Here is a 25408-nt window from a genome sequence, read left to right as displayed (position 1 = left end):
GGGGCTTTTTTCGACCGTTGAGCGCTGGCGCGCTTACGCCTTGGCGAAGGCCTCGAGCGCTTCAACCACGGCGCGGTTGTGCTCTTCCAGCCCCACCGAGATGCGCAGCGCGTTCGGCAAGCCATAGGGCTGCACGCCCCGCACGATCAGGCCGCGCTCCGCGAGGAATTTGTTCGCGTCATCGGCGGTCTTGCCCGGCGTTTCGGGGAAATGCACCAGCACGAAATTGCACACCGACGGCGTCACATCATAGCCCAGACCGCCCAGTTGCTGGGTCAGGAAGGCCAGCGAGCGGTCATTGTGCTCTTTGGACTTCTTCAGGAAGTCGCGGTCCTGAATAGCGGCGGTCCCGGCCTCGATGGCAGGCAGGTTGACGTTGAACGGGCCGCGCACGCGGTGGATCACATCCACCACGTCCTTGGGACCATACATCCAGCCCAGACGCAGACCGGCCAGGCCGTGAATTTTCGAGAAGGTGCGGGTCACGACCACATTGTCGTACTCAGCCACCAGCGCCAGCGGGTCTTCGTACTCCGGCGCATCGACGAACTCGCCATAGGCGCAGTCGATCACCAGCAGGGTGGAATCCGGTAGCCCCTCCCGCAGGCGACGGATTTCCGAGCCCGGGATCCAGGTGCCGGTCGGATTGTTGGGATTGGCCAGGAAGACGATCTTGGCGTCATCACCCGCCGTCTCGATCAGCGCGTCCACATCGGCGGTATAGTTCTTTTCAGGCGCAGACACGATCCGGGCGCCGGACTGCATCGCCACCAGACGATAGACCAGGAAGCCATACTGGCTCTGGACCACCTTGTCCTCGGGGCCGAGATAGGCCTTGCCGATCAGCTGCAGCAGCTCGTCCGAGCCTGCGCCGCAGACGATCTGTTCGGCCTTGAGGTTTTCCATTTTCGCGATGGCTTCGCGCAATTCGGTCGCGCCGCCGTCGGGATAGATGTGCAGCGAACTCGCCGCCGCCTTGAAGGCGTCCGCCGCCTTGGGGCTGCAGCCCAGCGCGTTCTCGTTCGAGGACAGTTTCACCGCCCCTTCCGGCGCGGCTGCGCCCGGCACATAGGGTTTGATGTCGAGAAGACCGGGACGGGGTTGGAGCGTCATGGTGCGCCTTTCTGCTCATCTTCATGCGGTGTGCGATCTGACCGAGGAGATAGCGCGGGCCTTGTGACGCCTTCAAGCGCCTTTCTGCGCACCCGCTGCGTCGCGCCGCCCGCGCGCACCGCGCCCACATGCTTGACCGCTTCACTCAGGATCAGTCCGCCAAAGGCCGGCCAGAGCCGCTCGCCCGCACTTTCAAACGCCCGCGCCGTCTTGGGTCCGCAAGTGAACCGCCAGGGCGGCGTGAACAGGGCGCGCGACCAGGCGATCGGTTCGAACAGGGAATCGCTGAGCAGGCCGGTGAGCTGGCTGCGCGTAAACGGTCGGCCATGACCGAAAGGGGTGGAATCTGCGCGCGACCACAATCCGGTCCGGTGCGCCGCGATCACCAGCAGGCGACCTTCCGGCGCCATCACCCGCCAGACCTCGCGCAGCAGGCGGGCGGGATCAGCCGCCTCTTCCAGAGCATGCACGAGGATCACCCGGTCAAAGAGCGCTTCCTTGAAGGCGAACCGTTGCTCGTCGCCCAGCATGCTCAACCCGCCCTTGCCCACACCGGGGGCGGGCCAGGGCACCGCGCCCTGGGCGGCGGGCATGAAAGCGATGGTGCGCCGCGCCCGCCCGCGGAAGGGCTCCAGATAGGGCGGCGCATAGCCAAATCCCAGCATGTCGAGCCCGTCCACATCCGGCCAGAGCGCCAGAATGCGACGCTGCACCATATCCCGCGCGGCCCGGCCCGGCGGGGTGCGGTAGAAGCGGGCGATATCAAGGGCGTCGGTTCGCATCGGTCAGCTCATGGCAAGCGGGTCGAGCCCCATGCTAGGCTCTTGACCTGATAAGGGTAAGACCCAGCTCTCGTTCAAGGGTTACACATTTGGGAGGCGGCCTGATGGCGCTTGAAATCCGGCAGTTCCCCTGCCTTCAGGACAATTACGGCTTTCTGATCCGCTGTTCGGAGACGGGCGCGACCGCCTGCATAGACACGCCGGAAGCGGATGTGATCCTGGAAGAATCCCAGACCCTGGACTGGCCGATCCGCGCCATCTGGAACACCCATCACCATTGGGACCATGCCGGCGGCAATGAAGCGATCCGGCAGGCGACGGGCGCCCGCATTGTCGCGCCCAGGGCCGAAGCGGCCACCATCGGTCATGTGGACCAGCCTGTCGCGGCCGGTGACGCGGTCGCACTGGGAAACCTGACCGCCCGGGTCATGGATGTCGGCGGGCATACGCTCGGTCATGTGGCCTACTGGTTCGAGGAGGCGGGCGTCGCCTTTGTCGGGGACAGCCTGTTCGCCCTGGGCTGCGGCCGGATGTTCGAGGGCACGCCCCAGCAGATGCAGGCCGGACTGGCGCGGTTGCGCGGTCTGCCGCCGGAAACCGTGATCTATTGCGCCCATGAATACACCCAGGCGAACGCCCGGTTTGCGTTGAGCGTAGATCCGGAGAACGCCGCGCTTCAGAGCTATGCCCGGCGCGTGGATGAGCTCAGGGCCGAGGACAAGCCGACAATCCCCACGGTTCTGGCCGCCGAATGTGAATCCAATCCCTTCCTGCGTTGGGATGACGAGGGTCTGCGCGCCCGGCTCGGTCTGCAAGCGGCCAGCGATGCAGAGGTGTTCGCCGAACTGCGTCGGCGCAAGGACAGCTTCTGATCAGGCGGCCTTGCGCTGCTCTTCAAAGCTCAGAACGCTGTCATAATCGAGCAGGAGGGCGCGGCCTTCCGCAACCGGAAGCTCTGACGCCTTGCGATCACCCTGCCAGAACCGCCAGGACGCGCAGACATGCTGGATGCGGCTGATATCGTCGCCCATCTCGACAAAGAGTTCCGGAGCCGCATTCAGGAAGGATGACAGGGCGCCGCCATCACCGTGATTCAGAAAACGTGCGAACTGATCATGGTACTGCTGAAGCTTGGTCTGAACCCGGGCCCAGCGCTGCTTGGCCTCGCTGGACACGCCCGCCACCAGCTGGCGGTACTCGTCCCGGTCTGTCGCATGCAGCTGGCCCAGATTGAGGGCGTTGATCGCGGTCAGGAAGTCTGACAGATCCTTGCCGCAGGCCCCGGCGCGCCAGCAATAATACAGCGTGCCCTTCCAGCCATTCATGCTCAGCCGGTACTGATCCGGCGTCATGTTCAGCGCGCTGCGCAGCACATCCAGCTTCTCGGATTCATGGTCCTCGAAGAGGGTGTTCGCCAGACGACGCGCCTGCAGGAGCGAGCCGTCCTGGGCCGTGTTGAGCGCACGGCGCACCAGCAGATTGATCTGGCCCGCAACGAACTCGCTGATCTGGGAAACCTCCTGTGCGCTCATCTGGAAATAGGCGTCAGACACCTTGCGCTTGGAGCGACGGAAATGATCATAAAGCAGGTAGGGATCGAAGGACGGCAGGGCGCAGAGCTCGCGCAGGCGCGCAATATCCTCCCGGAAACGCGGCAAGGTCTTGGCGACGCCCAGATGGGTGCTGAGTTTCTCGGCGAGTCCCGGATCCTCGACAAAAATGCTGTGTCCGCCTGAATCGAGATTCGTCTCGGACATCGGAATGATGATCTTGGTGGCCGAGATGCGGGCGCCGCTGACCTGCTCGCGCTCCCAGGCGCGCAGGGTGTGTTTCACAATGAAGCTGGTGTTCAGGCGTTTGGTGTTGAACATGGAGGTCTTGCTGGTCAGACCCAGAGCGCCGGCGCTTTCCTGAACAGACAGCAAATCCATCACGCGGCTTGTCGAGCCACCCGATTTGAGCAATTTCAGCTTACCAAAGGTATTCTGGGTCATGAACCTGCGCCTGTTCTGTTCCGGGAATGTCTTGCAAAAATCAGGCCAATAGGAGCGCGCCATGACGCCATCCGGAGATATGGGAGTCAACGAGATCATCCGGATGCTGGGCATGAAGCCCCATCCCGAAGGCGGACACTATGTCGAGACCTGGCGGGACGCCCCCGGACCGGATGGTCGGGCCCGCTTCACGGCGATCTATTTCCTGCTGGCGGCGGATGAAGTGTCCCGCTGGCACAAGGTGGACGCGGCCGAAACCTGGCTGTGGCAGGCGGGCGCCCCCCTGTCGCTAAGCTGGAGCGAGGATGCGACAACCGCCCGCCATCAAAGACTCGGCCCCAATCTGCGCGCGGGCGAACGCCCGCAACAGGTCATTCCCGCTCATGCCTGGCAAACGGCGGAATCCCTTGGCGCCTGGACGCTGGTCAGCTGCCTGGTGGCGCCCGGGTTCGAGTTCGACGGTTTCGAGCTGGCGCCGGAGGACTGGCGGCCGGGGCCGGACGGCGCGCCTGGCTAGGGTCTAGCGCGGCGCCGGGTTTTCAAAACTGCGACGGATCAGGGCCGAGCTGGGTCGCCCCCCATATCCCAGCGACGGGGTGATGGAGACATCCAGCACCTGCCCGTCATAGCTGACCTGGGGCGCCTCGCCGATGCCCAGCCGAACCACTTCAAGCTCGCGCACCGTGCGGCGCGGCGCCAGATCAGCGCCCCGGCGCACCATGCGCATGGCGTCGGCCATATACGCATTGCCTTCCGGGTCGAGCGCCGTGAGCTCCGCCAGCACCTCCTTGCGGGAAATCTGGGCCAGAGCATGCGCCATCTCGGTGGCCACGCGCTCAAGCGCTTCGCCATCCATGGGTTCGGCGGCGAGCGGCTGGGCCTGTCCCACGGGTTCGACGATCACGCCGTCGGGACGGTCAGACGGGAAATAGGTCCAGCCGCCCAGATTGGACTGGCGCAGCAGCATGCGTCCGGTATCGGTGATCCAGACTTCGCCGCCCCCGGCCGCCCGCACCTGATGAACAGCCATGATCTCGTCATCGTCATCCGCGCGGATGAGCGGCATGGAGGCCGAACGATCAAATGTGAAGCCGCCGCGTCCGTCCGCGCGCTCGAACCATAACGAACGCTCTACGGTCTGGACTTCCTGCCCCAGCATGCGCCGGAACGGGTTGCTCTGTGCGACGCCTTCTCCGGTTCCGAGCGCCCACAGACCGGCGCTGAGAACGAGAAGGACAAGAATTCCACGTTTCATGAAGGCACAGTGTAATCCGCTTCACGGCGATTTCGAGGCGTGAGCGCGGCTTGTCTGCGCTCGGCCCGACCCTGTTGCCCTCAGGTCATATATTGCCCGCCATTCGCGGTCAGCGTCGCGCCCGTGATGAAGCCCGCGTCGTCAGAAGCGAGGAACACCACGCAGCGGGCAATCTCGTCTGCCTCGCCCAGACGACCGGCGGGAATGGTCGCGATGATCTGGTTGCGGATCTCCTCGGGCACGGCCATCACCATCTCGGTCGCCACATAGCCCGGGCAGATGGCGTTCACGGTCACGCCCTTGCGCGCGCCTTCCTGGGCCAGCGCCTTGGTGAAGCCCAGATCCCCGGCCTTGGAGGCGGAATAATTGGCCTGGGCGAACTGGCCTTTCTGACCGTTGATCGAGGAAATGGTGATGATCCGGCCAAAGCCGCGATCGCGCATCCCGGACCAGACCGGATGGGTCATGTTGAAAACGCCATTCAGGTTGGTGTCGATCACTTCGCGCCACTGCTCGGGCGTCATCTTGTGAAACGGCGCATCACGCGTGATGCCGGCATTGTTGACCAGCACATCGACCGGCCCCAGAGCCTGCTCGACCTGACGGATGCCTTCCGCGCATGCGTCATAATCGGCGACGGACCATTTGAACGCCGGGATGCCGGTCTCTTCCGTGAACTGCGCCGCAACAGAGTCATTGCCACAATAGTTCGCGCCAACGGCGTATCCGGCGTTTTTCAAGGCAATTGAAATCGCACGACCAATTCCCCGCGTGCCCCCTGTCACCAAAGCTGTTCGCCGCATCTCGATTTCCCCTTTGTCCTTCGGGCCAAACTCGGGTTATGCTGCGCAGCATAACAATATGGCGCTCGCAGCAATCATGATGGGAGCGCCTGCCTTCGAGCCTTCGCGCCGCACTTGATTAATGACGTTGAATGCCAGCTGAGTCGAGCCGGTTATTCCGGAGAGTTCGAAGCAAGAGACCAGGGACCGCAGGGAGGACAACGCGTGACCGAGACCAAGACGTCTGACGCCGTGATCATCAAGAAATATGCGAACCGGCGGTTATATGACACGTCCGCCAGCCGCTATGTGACGCTCGACCATTTACGCGAGCTGGTCCGGGAAGGACGCGACTTCAAGGTCATCGACGCCAAGTCCGGTGACGATCTGACGCGGGGCGTTCTCGCCCAGATCATCTTCGAGGAGGAGTCCAAGGGCGAGACTCTGCTTCCGGTCGAATTCCTGCGCCAGCTGATCTCCTTTTATGGCGACTCCATGCAATCCATGGTGCCGAGCTATCTGCAGATGTCGATGGAGACCTTCGCGCGCCAGCACCAGGCCATGCGCGACAAGATGGCGGGCGCAATGGGCGAGGCCATGGGCGGCAATTCCATGGCCATGCTGGAGGAACAGGCCAAGCGCAACATGGCGATGTTCCAGCAGGCCATGTCCATGTTCACCCCCTTTTCAACCGGCGCCTCCATGGGCGACATGCCCGGCGCGTCCTCTCAGGAGTCCTCGGCCAAGTCTGACGACGTGCAGGCGCTGCGTGCGGAGCTGGACGCCATGCGTCAGAAGCTCGATCAGCTGGCCTCCAAGGAGTGATCCGTCCCGAACTGAAACGCGATCACGGTTAATGGCGCGTTTAGAGACGTAAACGAAGCGTTAAAACTGGCCTGGACCTTGCTCGGTCCAGGCCATGTTTGTTTATGGCTCACACTCCGCGCGCCGCCCCGCGCTCCCGGCTCCGACCTCTTCGCGTTCGGTGCAGGTGCACCCGACCGAGCGCACGCACGAGCGGCAGGAAGACCGTCTCGGCCCTGCGACCTCGGAGCGTCGAGGCCGGCGTCGCACGGACGCACCGGTCGAACCGGCGGTCGCCCGCATCACTAGCGCAACCGGCGTTCAGCTTCAGGCCGATTTTCCGCACCCGCGCCGCGGTCTGCGCGCCGACGCCAGCGAACGGGCCCGCTACGCTCGCGCGTATGACAATGCGCAAAGCCTGAGCGCGCCCGCGCCGAAGCGCGGTCAGGAGCGGTCCGCATGAGCGCGTTGTTCACCCTGGACAATATCGAACACCGGTTCAGCCCCGTCTGGGACGGGGTGTGGGTTCTGGCATTCCTGTTCGTGATGATCTAGGCGCGGCCTAGTGCGCCGGACTGTCGCGCAGCGCCAGCACATCCTGCGCCTTGCGATTGGCCAGCCAGGCCGTCGTGATTGACCCGCCAGTCTGCTGGGCCTCGATCCGGATCGCGGTGATGTCCGCCTGCAGGTTCACCGCCAGCTGCGCCGGGTCATGATCACCGGACACCTCTCCGGTCTGCTGCGCCTGACGGAAGCAGGTCTCGAACGCTGCGCGCATCTTCAGAAGATAGGCCTGCGCCCGGTCGCGCAATTCCGGTTCGTCCTCCGTCGCCTCGAGGGCGGTCTTGACCAGCATGCAGACCCGCACGGGCGTCTCGCTGGCCAGATGCTCCCTGCCGAAGGCGCGGACAAAGTCCGCCAACGCGTCAAGCACGGTGGGCGAGGCCTCGAGACGCGCATCCAATGCGGCCACCGTCTCGTCGAAATAGCGTTCCAGGCAGGTCAGGTAGAGGGCGTGCTTGCTCTTGAACGCCGCGTAGATGCTGCCCGGCTTCATGTTCAGCGCCGCCTCGAGATCCTTCAACGAGGTGGCGTGATACCCCTTGCGCCAGAACAGGTCCTGAGCGGCCTTAAGCGCTTCATTTCGATCATATGGCGCGGCGCGTTGCATGACAGGCCCCCTTTCGCCCCAGTCTACTCCGGGAAAGCCCGCACAGCATAGCTCACATTTGAGTGATTGCTCAAATTTATTATTGAGTGATCACTCAAAGAGTCCTAGCTCTCGCCTGCCCCTCCGCCGGGGCCAGCGAAAGGATCACGCCATGACCGAGTTCACCCTTCACACCGCCGACACCGCGCCAGAAGCCTCACAGCCCTTGCTTGAGAAGTCTCAGCAAGCCTTCGGCATGGTGCCGGGCCTTCACGCCGTAATGGCGGAAGCCCCTGAACTGCTGGACGCCTATCAGCGCGTGCATGCGCTGTTTCAGAACACCAGCTTCAATGCCGAAGAGCTGACCGTGGTCTGGCAGACCATCAATGTGGAAAACAACTGCCATTACTGCGTGCCGGCCCACTCCTTCATCGCCAGGAGCATGAAGGTCGATGACGCCATCAACGAGGCCCTGCGCAATGAAACTCCGCTGCCGGACGCCCGTCTGGAGGCGCTGCGGACCTTCACCCTGAAGCTGATCCGTCAGCATGGCGTGATGTCGGATGAAGACATGCAGGCCTTCTTCGACGCCGGCTTCTCCCAGCGCAATGTGCTTGAGGTGATCCTGGGCTACAGCCAGAAGATCATGTCCAATTACACCAATCATGTGGCGCACACCCCGGTGGACGCCCCGTTTGAAGCCTTCGCCTGGTCGCGCAGGGACTGAGGTCCGGCTTCTCGCGCCAAAACGAAAACGGCCGGCTCGAGGATCGAGCCGGCCGTACTTCTGCGTCTCTGGCGGTCCGTCTAGCCGGCGCCGAGGTCGCGACGTGCGGAGATTGCCGTCACGGTGAAGCCCGCCACCACGTCGAGCAGGGCCATGACGATCAGCAGGAAGAAGGTCGAGGTCGCAAAGACCGGCACCAGCAGGAAGAGCAGGATGCCGATCAGCAGCGTCGCCATGGACAGGCCATGGTTCAGCAGCGACGAGGTTCCCGAACTGGCCGAACCGATCATCTCGATGAACAGCATCACAAGGCCCAGCGTCAGGATGAGGTCGGCCGCCGACACCGCCCAGTCGCCGCTGGGCAGGCCCAGGGTGAACAGCGCATTGGTGAGCATGGACGCGCCCTCGGCGCCGAAGAAGGCGTCGCTATAGGCCACCAGGGCGTAAATCGCCATCGGTATCAGAAGCTTCGGAAAAATCGTGAACATGTTGAGCCCCCCGCTCTGTTGAACTTGCGCTTCAGAGCTGGCGAGCCCCACAGCAACACCTGAACCCGTTGAATCGGCCATGGTCGGCCTCCTATCCCCGTCGCCCGTCCACCACCGGCGCCGGATTGGACCGGAGCCTCTAGATCTCGTCCCAGCCGCCGGGCTGACGCGCACGACTGTTGAGCCACATTATACCTAACATATCGCTCAACGAGGCGAAAAGACGGCCCAGATTGGTATATTTCGATTGTCCCGCCATGCGTGGCCTGTGGCCCACATCGCGGAATTCCACATGATAGCCTTCACGCTTCATGAGGGCGGGGAGGAAACGGTGCTGGTGATCAAAGAAGGGCAGGAGCAGATAGGCGTCCCGGCGGAAGGCCTTGAGCCCGCATCCGGTATCATCGGCGTCGTCATTGAGAAGCGCCTTGCGCACGCCATTGCCGAGGCGCGACGCCGTTTTCTTCCATTCGCTGTCCTGACGCCCGACCCGGCGTCCCGCCACCATGCCCGTGCCATCAGGCTCGGCGATCAGGGCGTCCACGAGCGTGGGGATGTCCGCCGGCGGGTTCTGACCGTCGCCATCCAGCATGCAGATGAAGGGAGCCCTGGCGGCCAGCACGCCCGTGCGAATGGCGCGCGATTGTCCCGCATTGCGGTGATGGGCGACAATGCGCAGCGTCGGAACGGTCTCCTTGGCGGCGATCAGTTCAGACAGCGTCCCGTCCGTGCTGGCGTCATTGATAATGACGATCTCGTGCGAGCGGTCCTTGAGAACGCCATAAATCTCTTCCACAAGGCGCGCGGCATTGCCCGCCTCATTGTGCATGGGGGCGATAATGCTCAGCTCAGGGCGGGAATCGGTCATGAAACGCTTCGTCTTGGACGGACTTGCTTGAAGAATATCTCGCCGCGTTTCATACCGATTATTGAGACAGACGCACGACCTTTTTCTGTTTTCCTGCGCCCGGGCCGTTCATGTTGTTGCAAGATCGCCTGATAAACACCGAACGGGCCCGCCTGTTCATTGCCCTGCTTGCGCTCGTTGCGAGCCTTGCGGGAGTGTTCACCCTGCCGGTTCTGGATCGGGACGAAGCGCGCTTCGCCCAGGCCAGCGCGCAGATGGCCGAGACCGGCGATATCATCGATATCCGCTTCCAGGATCAGCCCCGCCACAAGAAACCCATCGGCATTTACTGGATGCAGAGCCTGACCGTCGCCGTGACGACCGGACCCGCGGCGCGCGAGATCTGGACCTATCGCCTGCCTTCGGTGCTGGGGGCGATGCTGGCGGCGCTCAGCGCCTTCTGGGTCGGGCGGCGGCTGTACGACCATCGCACGGGCGTTTTCGCCGGCGCGCTCGTCTCGGTCAGCCTGCTGCTCGCCAGCGAGGGCGGCATCGCCAAGACCGACGCCATGCTGGCCGCCATGACCGGGCTGAGCGTGCTGGCGCTCGTTGAGGTCTGGCTGGCGGAAACGCCCGCCAAACGCCGCAAATGGGCGGTGCTGATGTGGGTGTTCGTGGCGCTGGCCGCCCTGATCAAAGGCCCCGTCACTCCGATCATGATGGCTCTGGCCGTACTGGCGCTCTGCGCGCTCGAGCGGCGCCTCGTCTGGCTGAAAGTCTTCTTCTACTGGCCGGGCCCCGTTCTGGCGGCGCTGATCATCCTGCCCTGGCTCATCGGCGTTCAGGTCGTTTCCGAAGGGCGTTTTCTGACCGAAGCGCTCGGCGGGGACATGGCGCCCAAGGTCACCTCGGGGCATGAGGGCCATGGCGCGCCGCCGGGCAGTCATCTCCTGTTGCTGCCGCTCCTCTTCCTGCCCGCCATCGTCAGCCTGCCCGCCGGGATCGCCAGCCTCGTCAAGGACTGGCGCGAGCAGACGCCGGACGCCCGGGCTGCGCGCCTGCTGGTCGCCTTCATCGCGCCCGCCTGGCTCTTGATCGAGTTTCTGCCCACCAAGTTGCCGCACTATTCCCTGCCGATCTATCCGGCGATCGCCGTGATCTCCGGGCTCGGATTTGTGCGGTGGGGACGGGTGGAGCGCCGCTGGCGTCTGCTGGGACTGGGCCTTCTGGCTTTGGGCGTCATTTTGGCTTCAGGCGTACTGATCGCCCTCGGCATCCGCTTTCACGGCGCGCTCTGGGCGGCCTATCTGGCGGCGGCCCTGATGCTGTTTTGCGGGCTGGCGGCGACCTTCGCCCTCTATATGCGGCGCTATGACCTGGCGCTGATCGCGCTCGTCGTCCTCGGGCTGAGCTGGCACGGGCTGGGCCGCGGCGTGGTCGCGCCCTCCGCCTCGATCCTCTTTCCCTCGGGCCCCGCGGCCCGGGAAGTGGCGGACCTGCGCACCCTTGTCCCCGACGCCCCGCTGATCTCCACTTACACCGAGCCCAGCTTCGTCTTCCTGACCCGGGGCGAGGTGGAATTGCGAGATGCCGACGCAATCGCTGCGCAACTGGCCAGCGGAGACCTCGATTTCTCCGCTCCGCGCCTTTACGTCTTTGATCTCAGCCGCTGGAGCGACTCCGCGGCCCAGACGCTTCGTCCACTTGTCCAGCGCGCCTGCGCGGTCCGGCTGGTGGACGGGTTCAATTATTCACGCGGCGACGACACGGTCCTGTTGATCGCCGCGACCGGCTGCAGCCCCGATGCTGCAACCGAGCCTTCAGGGAGTACGCCATGAGCCGCCCGATCGAGATTGTGGAAGTCGGTCCGCGCGACGGACTGCAGAACGACCCGGTCCTGCTGGACACCTCGGTCAAACTGGAATTCATCGAGCGGCTGATCGAGACCGGCGTGAAGCGCATGGAGGCGGCGAGCTTCGTCAATCCCAAGGCCGTGCCCAAGATGGCGGATTCCATCGAGGTGATGGCGCAGGTTCCGCGTGATCGCGGCGTGTCCTTCATCGGACTGGCGCTCAATGAGCGCGGCATGCGTCAGGCCATCGAATCCCGCTGTGACGAGATCAACTATGTGATGGTCGCCTCTGAAGGCTTCGGCAAACGCAACCAGAACGCCACGCCGCAGGACACCGCTGACCTTCTGGACCGCATCGCGGTGCTGGCCCATGACGCGGCCATCCCGTTGTCGGCCACCATCTCGGTGGCCTTTGGCGATCCGTTCGATGGCGAGGTGGACCCGGCCATTCTGGGCGAGTTGGCCGGACGCGCCGCCGCCGCGGGCGCGCAGGAAATCGCGCTCGGGGACACGATCGGCGTCGCGACGCCCTGGCAGGTGAAGAAGGCGGTCGACATTGTCCGGGACGCCGCGCCGAAGGCGCGTCTGCGCCTTCACTTTCACAACACCCGCAACACCGCCATCGCCAATGTCTTCGCCGCCGTCGAGGCGGGCGTTGATGTGATCGATGCCTCTGCCGGAGGGATTGGCGGCTGTCCCTTCGCCCCCAAAGCCACCGGCAATGTGGCGACCGAGGATGTGGTCTACATGCTCGAACGGGGCGGCTTCAGCACGGGCATTGATCTGGACAAGATGATCGAGACGGCGCACTGGCTCGAACAGGTCGCGCTCAAGCACCCCATCGAGTCCGCGCTCTCGAAGGCGGGGCCGTTTCCGCCCCGTTGAACCTCACATTCCCCGTCCAGTGGAACCGGACGCGAGATGCCTCGTTAGACAGTTTCTCTACTCGCAACTGACGAGGCCTGAGGCATGGACAGCAAGAGCAATTACTGGCGCTTCGCCGCGATGATCGGGACGTCGTCCCTGGTCATGTTCATCCTGATGTATTTCAATACCTTTGCGCTCGAGCATGTGCGCTGGAGCGAAACCCGCTTCTACATGACCTTCGTCATGGGCGCCGCCATGGCCGTGGTCATGCTGTCCTTCATGTTGGGCATGTACAGGAATGCGAGGATCAATCTCGGCATTTACGCCGGCAGCGCCGTTGTGTTCGTGCTGGCGTTGTTCCTGGTGCGCTCCCAAGTGACGGTGGGTGATCAGTCCTACATGAAGGCCATGATCCCGCACCACTCGATCGCCATCATGACAAGTGAACGCGCCGGCATCGAGGATGTGCGCGTGCGCGAACTGGCGGACGGGATCATTGAGGCCCAGCGCCGCGAGATCAAGGAAATGGAGTGGCTGATCCGCGACATTGCCGAGAACGGACCGGCGACCAGCCAGGCCGAGGCGGAGGCTCGCCCGATGCCTGAATTTGAAGGTCAGTTGAATCCGCAAGAGCCTGCCGGCTCGGATGTGCCCTAGACGATCGGTGATCTAGAGTTCGGACGCGGGCAGCTTGCCGGCGGTCCGGGCCTGGATCTGAAACAGCACCGAGCGCATCACTGCGCCCACCAGAAAGACCGGCCCGAGCACGAACCCCTGCAAGGGTCCGACCACTCCGCCATGCAGGGTGAAATAGCGCGCCAGACCGAGCGCCTTGAAGATCTCCACCTTGATCTGGCTGATCTTGGATGTGGAGCCCACATGGGCGATCTCGACGCGGGGCTCGAAAATCACTTCGCCGCCTGCATCACGGGCGCGCTTGCAGATGTCGATATCCTCGACATGCAGGAAATAGCCTTCGTCAAACCCCTCCAGCCGCTCAAACCCGCGCCGGGTCATCAGCATGGCCGCGCCCGAAACGGTCGGCATGGCGACCGGCCTGGATGGCAGCGGTTCATGCTCGCGGTGAAAGGCGCAGGACAGACCCAGGAAACCGGTCAGGGCCGACCCCAGCGTCAAGGCGCCGCGACGCGCGCCGCGCTGTTCCCGGCCGTCCGGCCCGATCAACCGGGCCCCTACTATGGCCGGCTCTGCTCGCCCCTGAACGGTCTTGAGAAGCCGGCTGGCGTCCCCGGGCTTGAGCACGGCATCAGGATTGAGAAAGAGCAGCGCATCCCCGCGTGCGGCCTGCGCGCCGATATTGCAGCCTTTGGAAAAGCCGAGATTTTCACCGGTATGCACCAGTCTCAGCTTGGCGTCGTGGCGGGCGCGTTGCTCAAGCTGCTCGACCATTTCGGGTGGATTGTCGTGATTGACGAGGACCAGTTCGTCAATGTCCGGGGCGGCGAGGACGGAATCCACGCATTCAAGCAGAACGTCACCCGTGCGGAAGGTCACGATGACGGCTGAAATTCCTGATCGGACTGGCTGATCCACGTCCGTTCCCCCGCTCACTCATCTTCCGGCGCATCATCCGCCGAAAGAATGTAGCCTTTTGTGTCGCGCGCCGGCCCCTCGCGTAGCGCCCAGACCTTCCACCACGCCACATCCAGGCGAGGTGTCGGAGCCGGATCATACCCCCAGGTCCCGCCGGGCCGACACCGCAGAACGCGGCCCGCGGCCAGCCAGGAGCCGCGCCACAATCCCTGTTCGGTCACGCATCCCACTGCGTAATTCGAACAACTGGGCTGATGACGACATCGTACGCCAAAAGCGTAGAGCACCGGAGACAATCCGATCTGATAGGCGCGAAGCAGTACCAGTCCTACGCGAGTCGGCAAACGTGTAATTCCAGCTCGTTCGCACATTAGAGGCCCAGTTTCACACACGATCAATCCAAATCTGGCCGGGACCGGCTACGCCGCTCTCAGTCCTGCGACAACGCAGCTTCAAACGCCTGCTCGGCGGCGTCAAACGCCAGCATTATGGAGCCGTGCCGCTGACGATAGGATGCGGCGGGTTGAAGCGCCTTGAGGGCGGAAAAACGACCATTCGGCGCCGGGGCGCCCTCTTTCAGCATCAACCTAAGCGCCTCCCGCGTCACGCGAATTTCTTCAAGGTCAGCGCCGAGGGCCGCGCGGGCGAACACGCTGGCGCTGGCCTGGCCTAGGGCGCAGGCCTTCACCTCGAGCCCCAGATCGGCGATGCGGCCATCCGCGACCTTCAGATCCAGCGTCAGCTCGGACCCGCAGATGCGCGAAACCCTGCTGGCGCTGCCGTCAGGGTCCGGCAGGCGGCCGATATGGAGAATATCGGCCGCCAGCTCCAGAAGGTCATTGGTGTAGATCTCGCTCATGGCGATTATGTCCGCACCCCGGCGGGCGATTTCAAGACGTCAGTCCTTGAGCCGCCAGGTCGCCCCTTCCGGCCCGTCATCCACCTGGACATTCTTGGCGTTCAGGATTTCGCGAATGGCGTCCGCCTTCTCGAAATCCTTGGCCTGACGCGCCGCCAGCCGTTCGGCCAGAAGCTGGTCGATCTCGGCCCGCAGCGCTTCATCAACCGTATCAAGACCGAACCAGGCGTCCGGATCCTGGTCAAACAGGCCCAGCAGGCGCCCCGCCGCCAGAAGCTCGCCCTTGGCCCGGGCCTGCGCGTCCTCGCTGTCGGCCTTGTTGGCGCGCCCGGCGATCTCGAACAGCGCCGCCAGCGCCTTGGGCGTGTTCAGATCATCCAGCAGGGCGTCCATCACGGCTTCGGGCGCAGCGACATCGGCCGCGTTGACCCCTTTCAGGCGCCGGAGGACGCCATAGAGCCGGTCCATGGACCGCTGGGTGTTCTCCAGAAGCTTGGCGTTCCAGTCGAGCGGCGCGCGATAATGGCCGGTCATCAGGGCGTAGCGGATCACCTCGCCCTTCACCCCGTTCTGCAAGAGGTCATTGGGCTTGATCACATTGCCGAGCGATTTGGACATCTTCTCGGACGCCATCGACAGAAAGCCGTTGTGCAGCCAGTAGTTCGCCAGAGGCGCGCCCGCATGGGCGCAGACGGACTGGGCCACCTCGTTCTCATGGTGCGGGAAGACGAGATCGCCGCCCCCGGCATGAATGTCGATGGTCTCGCCGAGTGTGGCCTCGATCATGGCCGAGCATTCCAGGTGCCAGCCCGGACGGCCATCGCCGAAGGGCGCTTCCCAGACCGGCTCACCGGGCTTGGACGGCTTCCACAGCACGAAATCCGCGGGGTCCTTCTTGTAGGGCGCCACTTCCACGCGCGCGCCCGCGATCATGTCGTCGAGCGAACGCCCGGACAGCTTGCCGTACTTGTCGTAGCTGCCGACCGAGAACAGCACATGCCCTTCGGCGGCGTAGGCGAAACCGTCCGCGATCAGCTTTTCGATCATGGCGATCATCTGGGGCATGTGCGCGGTCGCCGCCGGCTCGAGCGTCGGCGGGGTGATGTTCAGCGCCGCGCTGTCTTCGCGATAGATCGCCGCGTACTTGTCCGTGATCACGGAAATATCAACGCCGGCGTCAGCGGCCGCCTTGTTGATCTTGTCATCCACGTCCGTGATGTTGCGCGCATAGACCACATGCTCGGAGCCATAGATGTGACGCAGCAGCCGGAACAGCACGTCAAACGCCACCGGCGGGCGGAAATTGCCAATATGGGCCTCGGAATAGACCGTCGGACCACACACATACATCGTCACCCGGTCGGCATCGATCGGGACGAAGTCGCGCTTCTTGCGCGCTGCGGTGTCGTAAAGCGTGAGGACGGTCATCTGAACTTTTCCAAAGTCTGAGCGCAGCGCAGGGATTTGCGTTGCACCAAGGTGCCGGTCTACAACGTCGTCCGCTTGGGAAAAAGACTTGTTACGGCATTGGACTTTTGAAATGCCGAAACTAACTAAGCGCTGGACGCGGTGAAACCCGCTTCCCGGAGGATAACATCTAGACCCGGCGCGCGCCGACGGCTTCCCCGTCCCGCCCTGCTGGATCCGGAAACCGGTACTTCGTCGTTCTGTCCTGCGCAGGACGGCGCCCGTCAACGAAAGGATCCGCCATTCATGGACGCCATGACTGACAAGAAAACCCTGGCCAGCCTCCCTGAGGACGCCATCGTTCGCCCGACCCGTGAAGAAGCTGAAGAAGCAGTGCGCACCCTGCTGCGCTGGGCCGGCGACGACCCCCGCCGTGAAGGCCTTCTGGAGACGCCCAAGCGTGTCGTGAACGCCTATAACGACTGGTTCCGCGGCTATGACGAAGACCCGCACAAGATTCTCGGCAAACGTTTCGAGGATGTGCAGGGCTATGACGACATGGTCATGCTGACCAATATCGATGTGGAGTCTCACTGTGAGCACCACATGGCGCCGATCCTGGGCACGGCCTGCGTCGCCTATCTGCCGGACCGCGCCGTTGTCGGCATCTCCAAGATCGCCAAGGTGGTCGAGGCCTTCTCCAAGCGCCTGCAGACCCAGGAGACCATGACCGCCCAGATCGCCGACGCGATCGAGGACGCGATGAGCCCGCTGGGCGTCGCCATCTTCGTGGACGCCAAGCACCAGTGCATGACCACGCGCGGCGTGCACCACCCGAACGTCTCCACGATCACCACCATGTTCCGCGGCGAATTCAAGGCGAACGCCGAACTGCGCCAGCGCTTCATGAATCTGTGTGAGCAGTCCAAGCGCTAGGCGCAGGCTGATCCGCAATCAGGCGAAAGCCCGGGAGGTCCGCTCCCGGGCTTTTCTTTTAAAGACGCCCGCCCAGGGCATTGGCGCGCTCCAGCGCCGCCTGCATGCTTGCTTCAAAGCGATCATCGGCGAACTCCTGATACTCCACCCCCACATGCTCGAAACGGTCCGCGCCCAGATAGCCCGATACCGCCTTTACATGGCCTATCAGATGGCCCTGCCCGTCCCGGACGCCGCCCGGCTCAAAGCCGAACTCGCCCCAGGCCGTCGCAAGGACCAGTGTCTTGCCGGACAGGACGGGCTGGAGCGGGAAGTCGCCCCGCGCCAAATCGAAGGTGAAGGTCTCGTCCTTGCGCACCACGCTATCCACCCAGGCCTTCAGACCCGCCGGCATGCCGTAATTGTACATGGGCGCGGTGATCAGGATGATCTCCGCCTGACGCAATTCGGCGATGGCGTGATCACTCTGCGCCAGAAGCTGTGACTGCGCCGCGCTTCTTTGCGCCTTCGGCGTAAAGGCCGCCGCCACCCAGTCTGAGGTGATGAGAGGCGGCGGGTTCAGGCCCACATCGCGTTCGGTCACTGTCATTGCAGGATGGGTTTCGCCCAGCGCCTCCAGGAAGGCGTCTCCGATCTTGCGGCTGAGCGAGCCTGGCTTGCGCACGCTCGCATCCACTCTCAGGACATGCATGTTTCTCACCTCTCAGATTGTCAGGTTTCAAAAGAGGCGTCTGAATTTCCTCATATTGGCGTCATGCGCTATAGAGATAACTTCACTCCGTAATGAGATTTTCTCATGTCAGCCCATCTCTCCCACCGGGCCATGCGCGCCCTTGAAGCAGCGATCCGTCATGGAAGCCTGGCGGGCGCCGCCGGGGAATTGCGGGTGACGCCCACCGCGCTCTCGCATGCGATCAAGACGCTGGAGGGTCAGCTGGGTCTGACCTTGCTGATCCGGTCCCCGCGCGGGGTGAGCGCCACGGCGGAGGGCCAGCACCTGGCCGAGCGCCTGTCCGGCGCCTTTGCCGAGATTGACCTGGCCGTGGCCGAGCTGAAAACCCGGTCCGGCCGCCTCACCCTGGCGGTGACGCCGGCTTTCGCCAGCCTGTGGCTCGCGCCCCGGCTGGCCCGGCTCGCCGCCGACCTGCCCGATCTCGACGTGCAGATCGAACCCTCCTACGCGCCTGTGGACCTCAAGCGCGCCCCGCAGATCGATCTCGCGATCCGCTATGGACCTGCGCAGGAGGGCGATGAGGTTCTGGTCGAGGATGAGTTCGGCGCTTTCGCGACGCCCGCCTTGCGCGACAAGGCGCTGGCGGGGCGCAGCGTGGACCTGCTCAGCCCGAGCTGGCGCATGCCCATCGGCGCGGCGCCCACATGGGCGGACCTGTCGCAACAGACGGGCGCATCGCTCAAGATCGCGCAGGACCGCGTCTTCGAGGATGAGCAATACGCCGTCCAGTGTGCGCTGGCGGGACAGGGCGTGCTGCTGGGCAGCCCCTATCTGCTGAGCCTTCTGGTCGAGCGGAACCTGCTGGTTCCGGTCGGCCCGGCAGCCCGGCTCAAGGGGCCCGCCTACAGGATTGCGGGGCGTGAAGAGGCCCTTCAGTCGAGCAAGGTGCGCAAGTTCCTCAGCTGGCTCCGCCCCCACTTCCAGCCCTGATCACGAAAAAGGCCCGGCTGAACCAGCCGGGCCTTTGCGTTTGCAGTCTGCGTCGCCTAGTGCGCCGTGCGGAACGCCGTGCACTCAAAGCAGGTGGCGTAGATGCCGTTGGGATCGTTCATCATGTTGATGGTTTCGATCTCGGCCTGGGCGCCGCGGGCCATATCGCCCAGCAGGCCCGAACCCAGCAGGCCCTCGCCGAAGACCGCAACGCCGGCGCTCTGACCGAACATCTGCAGGAACTGATGGAACGGGTCCACCTCGTCACGGAATTCGATGACGCGATAATCGCCCTCTTCCAGGCCCGCACGGGCGGCCGCGGCGGCAATCGCCTCGTCATACCCGCCAAGCTGGTCGACCAGGCCGCGATCGAACGCCTGCTGGCCAGTCCAGATGCGGCCCTGCGCCACAGCGTCCACCTCGTCGCGGGTCATGTTGCGCGATTCCGCCACGATGGACAGGAAGCGCTCATAACCGGCCTCGATGGAGGATTGCAGGATGGTGTCCCATTCCTCGGTCACGCCGCCGAACTGGGAGGGCTGACGCGCCGTCTCGGTCAGAGCGATGCCGTCCTCGTAGACGCCGATCTCGGCCAGGCTGTCCTCAAAGGTCGGAATGAAGCCGAAAATGCCGATCGAGCCGGTGATGGTGGTCGGCTCGGCCCAGATCTCATGCGCCGGAGTGGCGATCCAGTAGCCGCCAGACGCCGCCACGCCGCCCATGGAGGCGATGACGATCTTGCCTTCGAGGCGCGCCATTTCCAGCTCCTCGCGGATCAGTTCGGACGCGAAGGCCGAACCGCCGCCCGAATCGATGCGCAGCACGATGGCCCGCACATCGTCGTCCAGACGCGCGCGACGGATCAGCTCGGCATGCTGATCGCCGCCGATCACGCCGCCATCGCCATTGCCGTCCACAATGCCGCCGACAGCCTTGATCACGACGATCTTGTCGCTCGGGATCAGGTTGAACTCACGATTGGCCTCGACATAGTCGAAGAAGTCGCTGGCGACGAAGCCCAGGGAATCCTCGCTCTCATCGCGGCCGAACCGCTCTTCGAGCAGGTCACGGTAATGACCGCGGCCGATCACTTCATCCACCAAGCCTTCGTTCAGGGACACCGCCGCCGTATCGCCGCCCTGGGCGACCAGCAGCTCGGGGAACTGGTCGGCATAGGTCTGGAGCGCGCCGTCAGACAGGCCGCGCGCCGCTTCCACGCTATCCTGATAGGCGTTCCACAGATCGCCGAACACATAACGGTTGGCTTCTGCGGCCGGCTCGGACATCTCGTCGCCCAGATAGGGCTCCAGCGCCGACTTGAAGGTGCCCACGCGGTAGACGTTCACGGTGACGTTCAGGCGCTCGAGCAGGGAGCGGAAGAAGGTGCGATAGACCGCATAGCCGTTCACATTGGCGCCGCCCATATCGTGCAGATAGATCTGGCTGGCGTGAGACGCCAGGAAATAGCCGGTCATGGAATAGTTATCGCCATAGACGATGATTTCCTTGCCCGCATCGCGGAAGGCGTCCATCTCGTGCGCGATCTGGTGCAGGGCGGCCGGATACCCGCCGCCAAAGCGCTCCAGATTCATCACGATGGTGGTGACGTCGTCATCCTCGGTGGCGCGACGGAAGCCCTCGACCACATCGCTCAGAAGCACTTCGGACCCCGGACCGCCGCCCAGCAGGGACGCCGTGAAGGCGTCATTGGGAGAGATGGTGGTGGGTTCCTCCACGACCGGACCTTCAGGCGCGAAGATCAGGACGCCGCTGTCCGCCAGCTCGAACTCGTCGTTCGACAACAGGCCGCCAATGAAGACGATCAGCAGGAAAAGGATCACGAAGATCCCGAAAATGCGCAGAATTCCGTGCTGGAATGCGCCGATATAGCGCCAGATGCGCGCCACGATGTTTTCGTCAGACGACATGGGAACCCCTTATTTCACCCCCGAATTGACCTTCAAATTGGCCCAGCTGCACAGCCCTGTCTAGGCGCGACCGCCTTAAAAGACCGCAACGGTGAATGCGATCAGCCCAGACGCTCGACTTCGGCCACAGGTCCGCCAAGGGCCGGCGTGACCCGCCAGCGACTGTCGAGCCCGGCCTCGAAGGCGGTGTCCTTGATGGTGGAGACCGAAACGAAGTCCGCCACCGCCTCTTCCGGCGTCAGGGTCAGCAGCACGAACCCCTTCGCGTACACGCTGTGATGCAGGATGTGCGGATTGGCCTTCAGCGTCATCTGGCCGAAATCGACGCTCGGCGCGTTGACGAACTCATAGTCGGACGGGCTGGTCACGGAGGTCACGCCGAACTCGACGCCAACCCGTTCACCGCCATCAGTCTTCAAATCCACGGTCCAGAAATTATGACTGTCACCGGTCAGCACGATGAAATCGGCGTTCGCCTCGCGCGCCGCGCTGAACAGGCGTTCGCGCTCGGCCGGAAAGCCATCCCAGGTGTCCAGCGTCATCGGCACGCCGAACTGGGTCTGCCGGGCGAAATCCCAGATCTGCCCGCCCGCCAGACGCATGCCCCAGCGCAGCCAGAGCGGCGGCTCCTTGGTGTAATCGGGCGCGGTGGCCGAGCCCATAAGCACCTGGTTGGCGAAAATCCGCCAGGGCTTGCCGGCGGCGACCGACTGCTCGAGCGTGCGGATGACGAAGTCGAACTGCTCGGCGCCCAGCAAGGTCCGGTCCTCGCCGCCCACCCGCGCCTGCAGCCAGTTGCGCACGGTCTCCTGCACGAGAGGATCCTCGGGATCGGAATCGAGCGGCACCGGGAAATCATCCAGCGTCATCTCGTCAGAGCGCGCCAGCAAACGGCTTTCCAGGAAGATGAGCGTCGCCAGATCCCCGATCTCGAGCGCGCCATAGCGCGCCCGGCGGTCCTGCGGCTCACGCACCGGCAGCCAGCCGTAATAGGCGCGCAGCGCGGCGTCCACACGGTCAGACCAGGCGCCCTCGCCCTCCTCCGGGTCGTGGTTCTCGGCGCCAGTGAGATGGGCGTTGTTGGCGGTCTCGTGATCATCCCAGATGGTCAGCCAGGGAGCCGCCGCCTTGAGCGCCTTCAGGTCCGGGTCCGCGCCATACTGGGCGTAGCGGGTGACATAGTCCTCATAGGTGACGATCTCGTGGGCCGGTTCGACCACCCGCCCCAGGCGCTCGTCATCCTCCATGGCGTAACCGCCGCGGCCATATTCGTAGAGGTAATCGCCCAGATGCACGACAAGATCGATATCGCCGCGATCCGCCGCGGCGCGGTAAGCGTTGAAGAAGCCCGCCGGATAATTCGAGCAGGAGAAAGCCGCGATGGTGAAACGGTCCACGCCGGCTTCAGGCAGGGTGCGCGTGCGCCCCGTCTCGCTTGTCGCATCGCCGAAGTGGAAGCGGTACCAGTAGTCCCGCCCAGGCTGCAGCCCGTCTGCGAGCAGCTTGAACGGGGTCATGCCGTTCACGGTCGCCGCGGCCGGCGCCGCCTCGGCCTCGAGAAGGATCGAACTGAAGGCGTCATCCTCGGCGAGCTCCACCCGCACCGGCGCGTCCAGCGTCTCGGCGGTGATGGCGGTCCACAGCATGATAGAGCTCTGGTCCGGATCACCGCTGGCCACGCCATGCTTGAAGGGACCGTCAGCGGGCAGGCGCGGCACGAAGCTCGGCTCTTCGCGGCTGCAGGCCGTGGCGGCCAGGCCGAGCCCTGCGGCGCCCGCCAGCGCGGCGCGACGCGTCAGCTTGAATTGCTGTGACATGTCATCCCCCTGTGATCGGCTCGATCGAGCGAGCTCGGGCAAAGTAGAAACCAAACAAGAAGGCCGGCGCAAGGCCCCTCTCCCCGCGCCGGCCACAGCCCCGTCCCCCCGGACGAGTCTTAATGCGTCAGCCTAGAAGCTGGCGCCGATGCGGAAGCCGTAAGTGCGCGGCGCGCCGGCGATGAAGGTCGGCAGACCAAAGCCCGCGCCGGTGTTGCCGGCGTCGATCAGGTATTCCTGATCAGCGATGTTGTTGCCGTAGATCTCCGCAAAATAACGTTCGGACGGATCATCATAGCGCACCCGGGCCCGCAGCAGGCCGTAGGAGTCCTGACGCACGCCGACAAAGCGGTCATTGTCGTTGTCGGTGAAGACATGGGACTGCCAGGAGAAGCTCGGCAGGATGGTCACCGTGCCCCAGGGCCGGGTCAGGGCTTCCCAGCGCGCGCCCAGCGAGAAGGAGTACTCGGGCGCATACCGGAAACGGTTGCCGCCCAGCTCCTGAGCCACGCCGTTCGAGGTCTTGTCGAACTTGGCGAGGTTGTAGGAATAGGTCGCCATCAGGTCGAGCGTGTCGGTGATGCGGAAATCGCCCTGCAGCTCGAGGCCCCGCTGGGTCGCGGAACCGGAGTTCTGCGGCACGAAGGTGCTGGTGAGCGGGTCGAACACCGAGGTGCGGAAGTTGTCGTACTTGGACTCGTAGATGGAGGCGGTCAGCGTGCCGCGATCCAGCGTGAAGAAGGCGCCCACTTCCAGGGAGTCCACGATCTCGGCCGGAGAGGTGCTGAACAGGGTCGGCGAATTGGAGTCGATCGAGATCAGATCCGGGCTGCGACCGCGGGCATAGCTGACCCAGGCGTTCATGCGATCGCTCACCTCGTAGGCGGCGTTCACGCGATAGGTCCAGTCATCAAAGTCCGCGCTGGAGCTGATTTCGGCGCCGTTCGGCGAGCTGGTCAGGATCAGCGCCGGGCCAAAGGTGACGCGGTTCGGCCCCATGCTGGTGCCGCCATAACCGGACGCATTCTTGCTTTCGTCGGTATAGCGAAGGCCGGCCGTCACGGTCAGGCGGTCAGTGACGTCAAAAGAGGCGTCGGCGAAGAAATCGAGCGCCTCGGTCGAACCAGCGTTCGCGGATTCCTCGGTGTAGTTGGGGCGCAGCGGCACCAGGCCTATGCCCTGGGACAGGGCGGCGATGGAATACGGGAACGGGTTGGCGAGATCGGTCAGCGCCGAAGCCGGAACACCGAGCAGGCCGGCGAGCGTGTTCACATTGCCGAACTGGCCCAGACGCACGAACAGGGCCTGGGTGACGGCCTCGTTGTAGATCGCCGGGATGCGCTGGGTGTTGGCTTCGTAGAAATAGGTGACGCCGCCAAACGCGGTGAAGCGGCCGCCATTGTCAAAGCTCAGGCGCATTTCGTGGCTGGTCTGGCGACCGGTCGCGTCTTCGCCGAAGTTCAGGGCCTCGAAGCCGATGCCGAGCGGGTCGAAGATCTCGACCGAGTCGTATTCGCGATAGCCGGTCACGGTGGACAGGTTCCAGGACGGGTTGATGTCCCAGCTGGTCAGGGCGGTGATGCCCCAGACAGTCCGGTCCAGACCCAGGCCCTGATTGCTCTCAAACCCGTCGATCACGCGCAGATCGGCTGCGGAATACGGATTGGTGCTGCCGCCTTGCGGGGCGATGACGCCGGATTTGAACGAGCTGCCCGGACCGCTGTCCTGCTGCCAGTTGCCGATCAGGTCGAAGCTGAAAGAGCTGGTCGGTTCGCCGGAGAACACCACCCGGCCCGCCAGAACGTCACGACCCTGCAGGTCGTCGCCATCGCCCAGATTGGGGATGTAACCGTCGCGCACGCGGTTCACCGCGGCGACGCGCAGGCCGTAAGCGTCGGCGATGGCGTAGTTCACATGGCCGCCCACTTCATAGGCGTCGTAATTGCCCAGACCGGCGAAGACGCTGGCGGAGTTCTCGAACGCCGCCTTGTTCTGGATGATGTTGATGCCGCCGATCAGCGCGCCGCGACCGAACAGGGTCGGCTGCGGGCCCTTGGCGACTTCCAGCCGCTCGATGTCGAACAGTTCCACATAGGAGCCGCGCGAGCGGGAGATGGACAGGCCGTCCTGGAACATGGCCACGCGCGCTTCGGCGGTCGAAACGCCGCTGTCGGTGGTGATGCCGCGCAGGGAGTAGCCGGTATTGTTCGGGCTCTGCTCCTGAATGACGAGGCCCGGCGTGAACAGGGCCATGTCTTCCATGTTGCGGATGTCGAGACGCTCGATCAGCTCCTCGTTGAACGCCGACACGTTGATCGGAACGTCAGCGAGGGATTGCTCGCGGAACTGGGTGGTCACGGTGATCACGTCGGTGACCTGCTCATTGACCTCGGTTTGCGCGAAGGCGGTCGAGGCCGGTGCGAGGGCGAGAAGAGCGGCGCACGCAGACAGGCGAGCTTTGAACGTCATTGTAAGGACCCCTGAACTTGTTACATAGCGCACACGAGATGTGCGCAGACCGGCTGCTGGTAGGGGTCAAGTGTGACGCTTCGCTAACGACTCGAACAAAGAATGGTTACGGTT

The 25408-nt window shown here is 64.1% G+C and carries 26 protein-coding genes; 10 read left to right on the top strand and 16 right to left on the bottom strand.

From position 1 onward, the window contains the following. Nucleotides 1–33 precede the first annotated feature (33 nt). Nucleotides 34–1113 (bottom strand): histidinol-phosphate transaminase, encoded by a 1080-nt coding sequence (hisC, locus tag OA2633_RS12080; RefSeq protein ID WP_009802845.1) that lies wholly within the window; start codon nucleotides 1111–1113, stop codon nucleotides 34–36. Then, a complete protein-coding gene (locus OA2633_RS12075; protein WP_009802844.1) occupies nucleotides 1110–1895 on the bottom strand; it encodes a methyltransferase domain-containing protein in 786 nt (261 codons plus the stop codon). Before OA2633_RS12075 ends, hisC begins: the two co-directional genes overlap by 4 nt. Nucleotides 1896–1999: 104 nt before the next feature. Here OA2633_RS12075 and gloB point away from each other — a divergent pair, with 104 nt between their 5' ends. After that, the gene (gloB, locus tag OA2633_RS12070; RefSeq protein ID WP_009802843.1) at nucleotides 2000–2767 is read left to right on the top strand and encodes a hydroxyacylglutathione hydrolase; all 768 of its coding nucleotides are present in this window, start codon (nucleotides 2000–2002) and stop codon (nucleotides 2765–2767) included. Here the strand turns inward: gloB and OA2633_RS12065 are convergent, their stop codons facing one another. Continuing rightward, nucleotides 2768–3889: a hypothetical protein gene (locus OA2633_RS12065; RefSeq protein ID WP_009802842.1), complete on the bottom strand. Its 1122-nt coding sequence runs from the start codon at nucleotides 3887–3889 to the stop codon at nucleotides 2768–2770. It abuts the gene before it with no gap. A gap of 61 nt (nucleotides 3890–3950) precedes the next feature. On the opposite strand from OA2633_RS12065, the gene OA2633_RS12060 reads away from it, so the two are divergent. Next, a complete protein-coding gene (locus OA2633_RS12060) occupies nucleotides 3951–4406 on the top strand; it encodes a cupin domain-containing protein (protein WP_156776235.1) in 456 nt (151 codons plus the stop codon). A 3-nt stretch (nucleotides 4407–4409) separates the two neighbouring features. On the opposite strand, the gene OA2633_RS12055 is transcribed toward OA2633_RS12060, so the two are convergent. Together OA2633_RS12055 and phbB are read right to left on the bottom strand one after the other, a co-directional pair. Next, nucleotides 4410–5144, bottom strand: coding sequence for a DUF4908 domain-containing protein (locus OA2633_RS12055; protein ID WP_040612686.1), 735 nt, complete (start codon nucleotides 5142–5144; stop codon nucleotides 4410–4412). A gap of 80 nt (nucleotides 5145–5224) precedes the next feature. Then, nucleotides 5225–5947, bottom strand: coding sequence for an acetoacetyl-CoA reductase (gene phbB / locus OA2633_RS12050; protein ID WP_040612684.1), 723 nt, complete (start codon nucleotides 5945–5947; stop codon nucleotides 5225–5227). Between the two features lie 204 nt (nucleotides 5948–6151). Here phbB and phaR point away from each other — a divergent pair, with 204 nt between their 5' ends. Both phaR and OA2633_RS12040 read left to right on the top strand, forming a co-directional pair. Then, a complete protein-coding gene (gene phaR / locus OA2633_RS12045; protein ID WP_009802838.1) occupies nucleotides 6152–6751 on the top strand; it encodes a polyhydroxyalkanoate synthesis repressor PhaR in 600 nt (199 codons plus the stop codon). Nucleotides 6752–6845: 94 nt separating this feature from the next. Then, a complete protein-coding gene (locus tag OA2633_RS12040; protein WP_009802837.1) occupies nucleotides 6846–7193 on the top strand; it encodes a hypothetical protein in 348 nt (115 codons plus the stop codon). A 99-nt stretch (nucleotides 7194–7292) separates the two neighbouring features. Here the strand turns inward: OA2633_RS12040 and OA2633_RS12035 are convergent, their stop codons facing one another. Beyond that, nucleotides 7293–7901, bottom strand: coding sequence for a TetR/AcrR family transcriptional regulator (locus OA2633_RS12035; protein ID WP_009802835.1), 609 nt, complete (start codon nucleotides 7899–7901; stop codon nucleotides 7293–7295). 151 nt (nucleotides 7902–8052) lie between these two features. Here OA2633_RS12035 and OA2633_RS12030 point away from each other — a divergent pair, with 151 nt between their 5' ends. Continuing rightward, a complete protein-coding gene (locus tag OA2633_RS12030; protein WP_009802834.1) occupies nucleotides 8053–8607 on the top strand; it encodes a carboxymuconolactone decarboxylase family protein in 555 nt (184 codons plus the stop codon). 80 nt (nucleotides 8608–8687) lie between these two features. On the opposite strand, the gene OA2633_RS12025 is transcribed toward OA2633_RS12030, so the two are convergent. After that, entirely contained in the window at nucleotides 8688–9176 is a 489-nt protein-coding gene (locus OA2633_RS12025) for a hypothetical protein (RefSeq protein WP_083783271.1), read from the bottom strand. 58 nt (nucleotides 9177–9234) lie between these two features. Beyond that, nucleotides 9235–9963 carry a glycosyltransferase family 2 protein gene (locus tag OA2633_RS12020; RefSeq protein ID WP_009802832.1) on the bottom strand — a complete coding sequence of 243 codons (729 nt, stop codon included), beginning with the start codon at nucleotides 9961–9963 and terminating at the stop codon, nucleotides 9235–9237. A gap of 110 nt (nucleotides 9964–10073) precedes the next feature. Here OA2633_RS12020 and OA2633_RS15535 point away from each other — a divergent pair, with 110 nt between their 5' ends. The 3 genes from OA2633_RS15535 (at nucleotide 10074) to OA2633_RS12005 (ending at nucleotide 13318) form a co-directional block, all read left to right on the top strand. Next, a complete protein-coding gene (locus tag OA2633_RS15535; protein WP_009802831.1) occupies nucleotides 10074–11780 on the top strand; it encodes a glycosyltransferase family 39 protein in 1707 nt (568 codons plus the stop codon). Next, nucleotides 11777–12679 (top strand): hydroxymethylglutaryl-CoA lyase, encoded by a 903-nt coding sequence (locus OA2633_RS12010; protein ID WP_009802830.1) that lies wholly within the window; start codon nucleotides 11777–11779, stop codon nucleotides 12677–12679. The genes OA2633_RS15535 and OA2633_RS12010 overlap by 4 nt, the downstream gene beginning before the upstream one ends. 84 nt (nucleotides 12680–12763) lie before the next feature. Further along, nucleotides 12764–13318 carry a DUF305 domain-containing protein gene (locus OA2633_RS12005; RefSeq protein ID WP_009802829.1) on the top strand — a complete coding sequence of 185 codons (555 nt, stop codon included), beginning with the start codon at nucleotides 12764–12766 and terminating at the stop codon, nucleotides 13316–13318. A 12-nt stretch (nucleotides 13319–13330) separates the two neighbouring features. Here the strand turns inward: OA2633_RS12005 and OA2633_RS12000 are convergent, their stop codons facing one another. The 4 genes from OA2633_RS12000 to cysS are packed head-to-tail and all read right to left on the bottom strand — an operon-like array spanning nucleotide 13331 to nucleotide 16502. Next, nucleotides 13331–14215, bottom strand: a complete 885-nt coding sequence (locus OA2633_RS12000; RefSeq protein ID WP_162010994.1) for a glycosyltransferase family 2 protein — start codon at nucleotides 14213–14215, stop codon at nucleotides 13331–13333. 14 nt (nucleotides 14216–14229) lie between these two features. Continuing rightward, nucleotides 14230–14586 (bottom strand): membrane protein insertion efficiency factor YidD, encoded by a 357-nt coding sequence (gene yidD / locus OA2633_RS15915; protein WP_009802827.1) that lies wholly within the window; start codon nucleotides 14584–14586, stop codon nucleotides 14230–14232. 59 nt (nucleotides 14587–14645) lie between these two features. Then, on the bottom strand, nucleotides 14646–15074 hold the full coding sequence (locus OA2633_RS11990) for an iron-sulfur cluster assembly scaffold protein (protein ID WP_009802826.1): 429 nt from the start codon (nucleotides 15072–15074) through the stop codon (nucleotides 14646–14648). Between the two features lie 39 nt (nucleotides 15075–15113). Continuing rightward, nucleotides 15114–16502: a cysteine--tRNA ligase gene (gene cysS / locus OA2633_RS11985; protein WP_009802825.1), complete on the bottom strand. Its 1389-nt coding sequence runs from the start codon at nucleotides 16500–16502 to the stop codon at nucleotides 15114–15116. Between the two features lie 285 nt (nucleotides 16503–16787). Here cysS and folE point away from each other — a divergent pair, with 285 nt between their 5' ends. After that, nucleotides 16788–17417: a GTP cyclohydrolase I FolE gene (gene folE, locus OA2633_RS11980; RefSeq protein WP_009802824.1), complete on the top strand. Its 630-nt coding sequence runs from the start codon at nucleotides 16788–16790 to the stop codon at nucleotides 17415–17417. A gap of 58 nt (nucleotides 17418–17475) precedes the next feature. Here folE and OA2633_RS11975 read toward each other — a convergent pair whose 3' ends face one another. After that, a complete protein-coding gene (locus OA2633_RS11975) occupies nucleotides 17476–18108 on the bottom strand; it encodes an FMN-dependent NADH-azoreductase (protein WP_009802823.1) in 633 nt (210 codons plus the stop codon). Between the two features lie 105 nt (nucleotides 18109–18213). Here OA2633_RS11975 and OA2633_RS11970 point away from each other — a divergent pair, with 105 nt between their 5' ends. Beyond that, nucleotides 18214–19080 (top strand): LysR family transcriptional regulator, encoded by an 867-nt coding sequence (locus tag OA2633_RS11970; RefSeq protein ID WP_009802822.1) that lies wholly within the window; start codon nucleotides 18214–18216, stop codon nucleotides 19078–19080. Between the two features lie 56 nt (nucleotides 19081–19136). On the opposite strand, the gene sppA is transcribed toward OA2633_RS11970, so the two are convergent. From sppA to OA2633_RS11955, 3 genes are all read right to left on the bottom strand, one after another. After that, nucleotides 19137–21008 (bottom strand): signal peptide peptidase SppA, encoded by a 1872-nt coding sequence (gene sppA / locus OA2633_RS11965; RefSeq protein WP_009802821.1) that lies wholly within the window; start codon nucleotides 21006–21008, stop codon nucleotides 19137–19139. A gap of 101 nt (nucleotides 21009–21109) precedes the next feature. Continuing rightward, nucleotides 21110–22825 carry an alkaline phosphatase gene (locus tag OA2633_RS11960; protein WP_009802820.1) on the bottom strand — a complete coding sequence of 572 codons (1716 nt, stop codon included), beginning with the start codon at nucleotides 22823–22825 and terminating at the stop codon, nucleotides 21110–21112. Between the two features lie 132 nt (nucleotides 22826–22957). Further along, the gene (locus tag OA2633_RS11955; RefSeq protein WP_009802819.1) at nucleotides 22958–25294 is read right to left on the bottom strand and encodes a TonB-dependent receptor; all 2337 of its coding nucleotides are present in this window, start codon (nucleotides 25292–25294) and stop codon (nucleotides 22958–22960) included. Nucleotides 25295–25408 lie beyond the last annotated feature (114 nt).

The sequence above is a fragment of the Oceanicaulis sp. HTCC2633 genome, assembly GCF_000152745.1.
GTDB lineage: Bacteria > Pseudomonadota > Alphaproteobacteria > Caulobacterales > Maricaulaceae > Oceanicaulis.
Note: the sequence above shows the minus strand (reverse complement) of the source record. Positions and strands in the feature narration are given on the sequence as shown.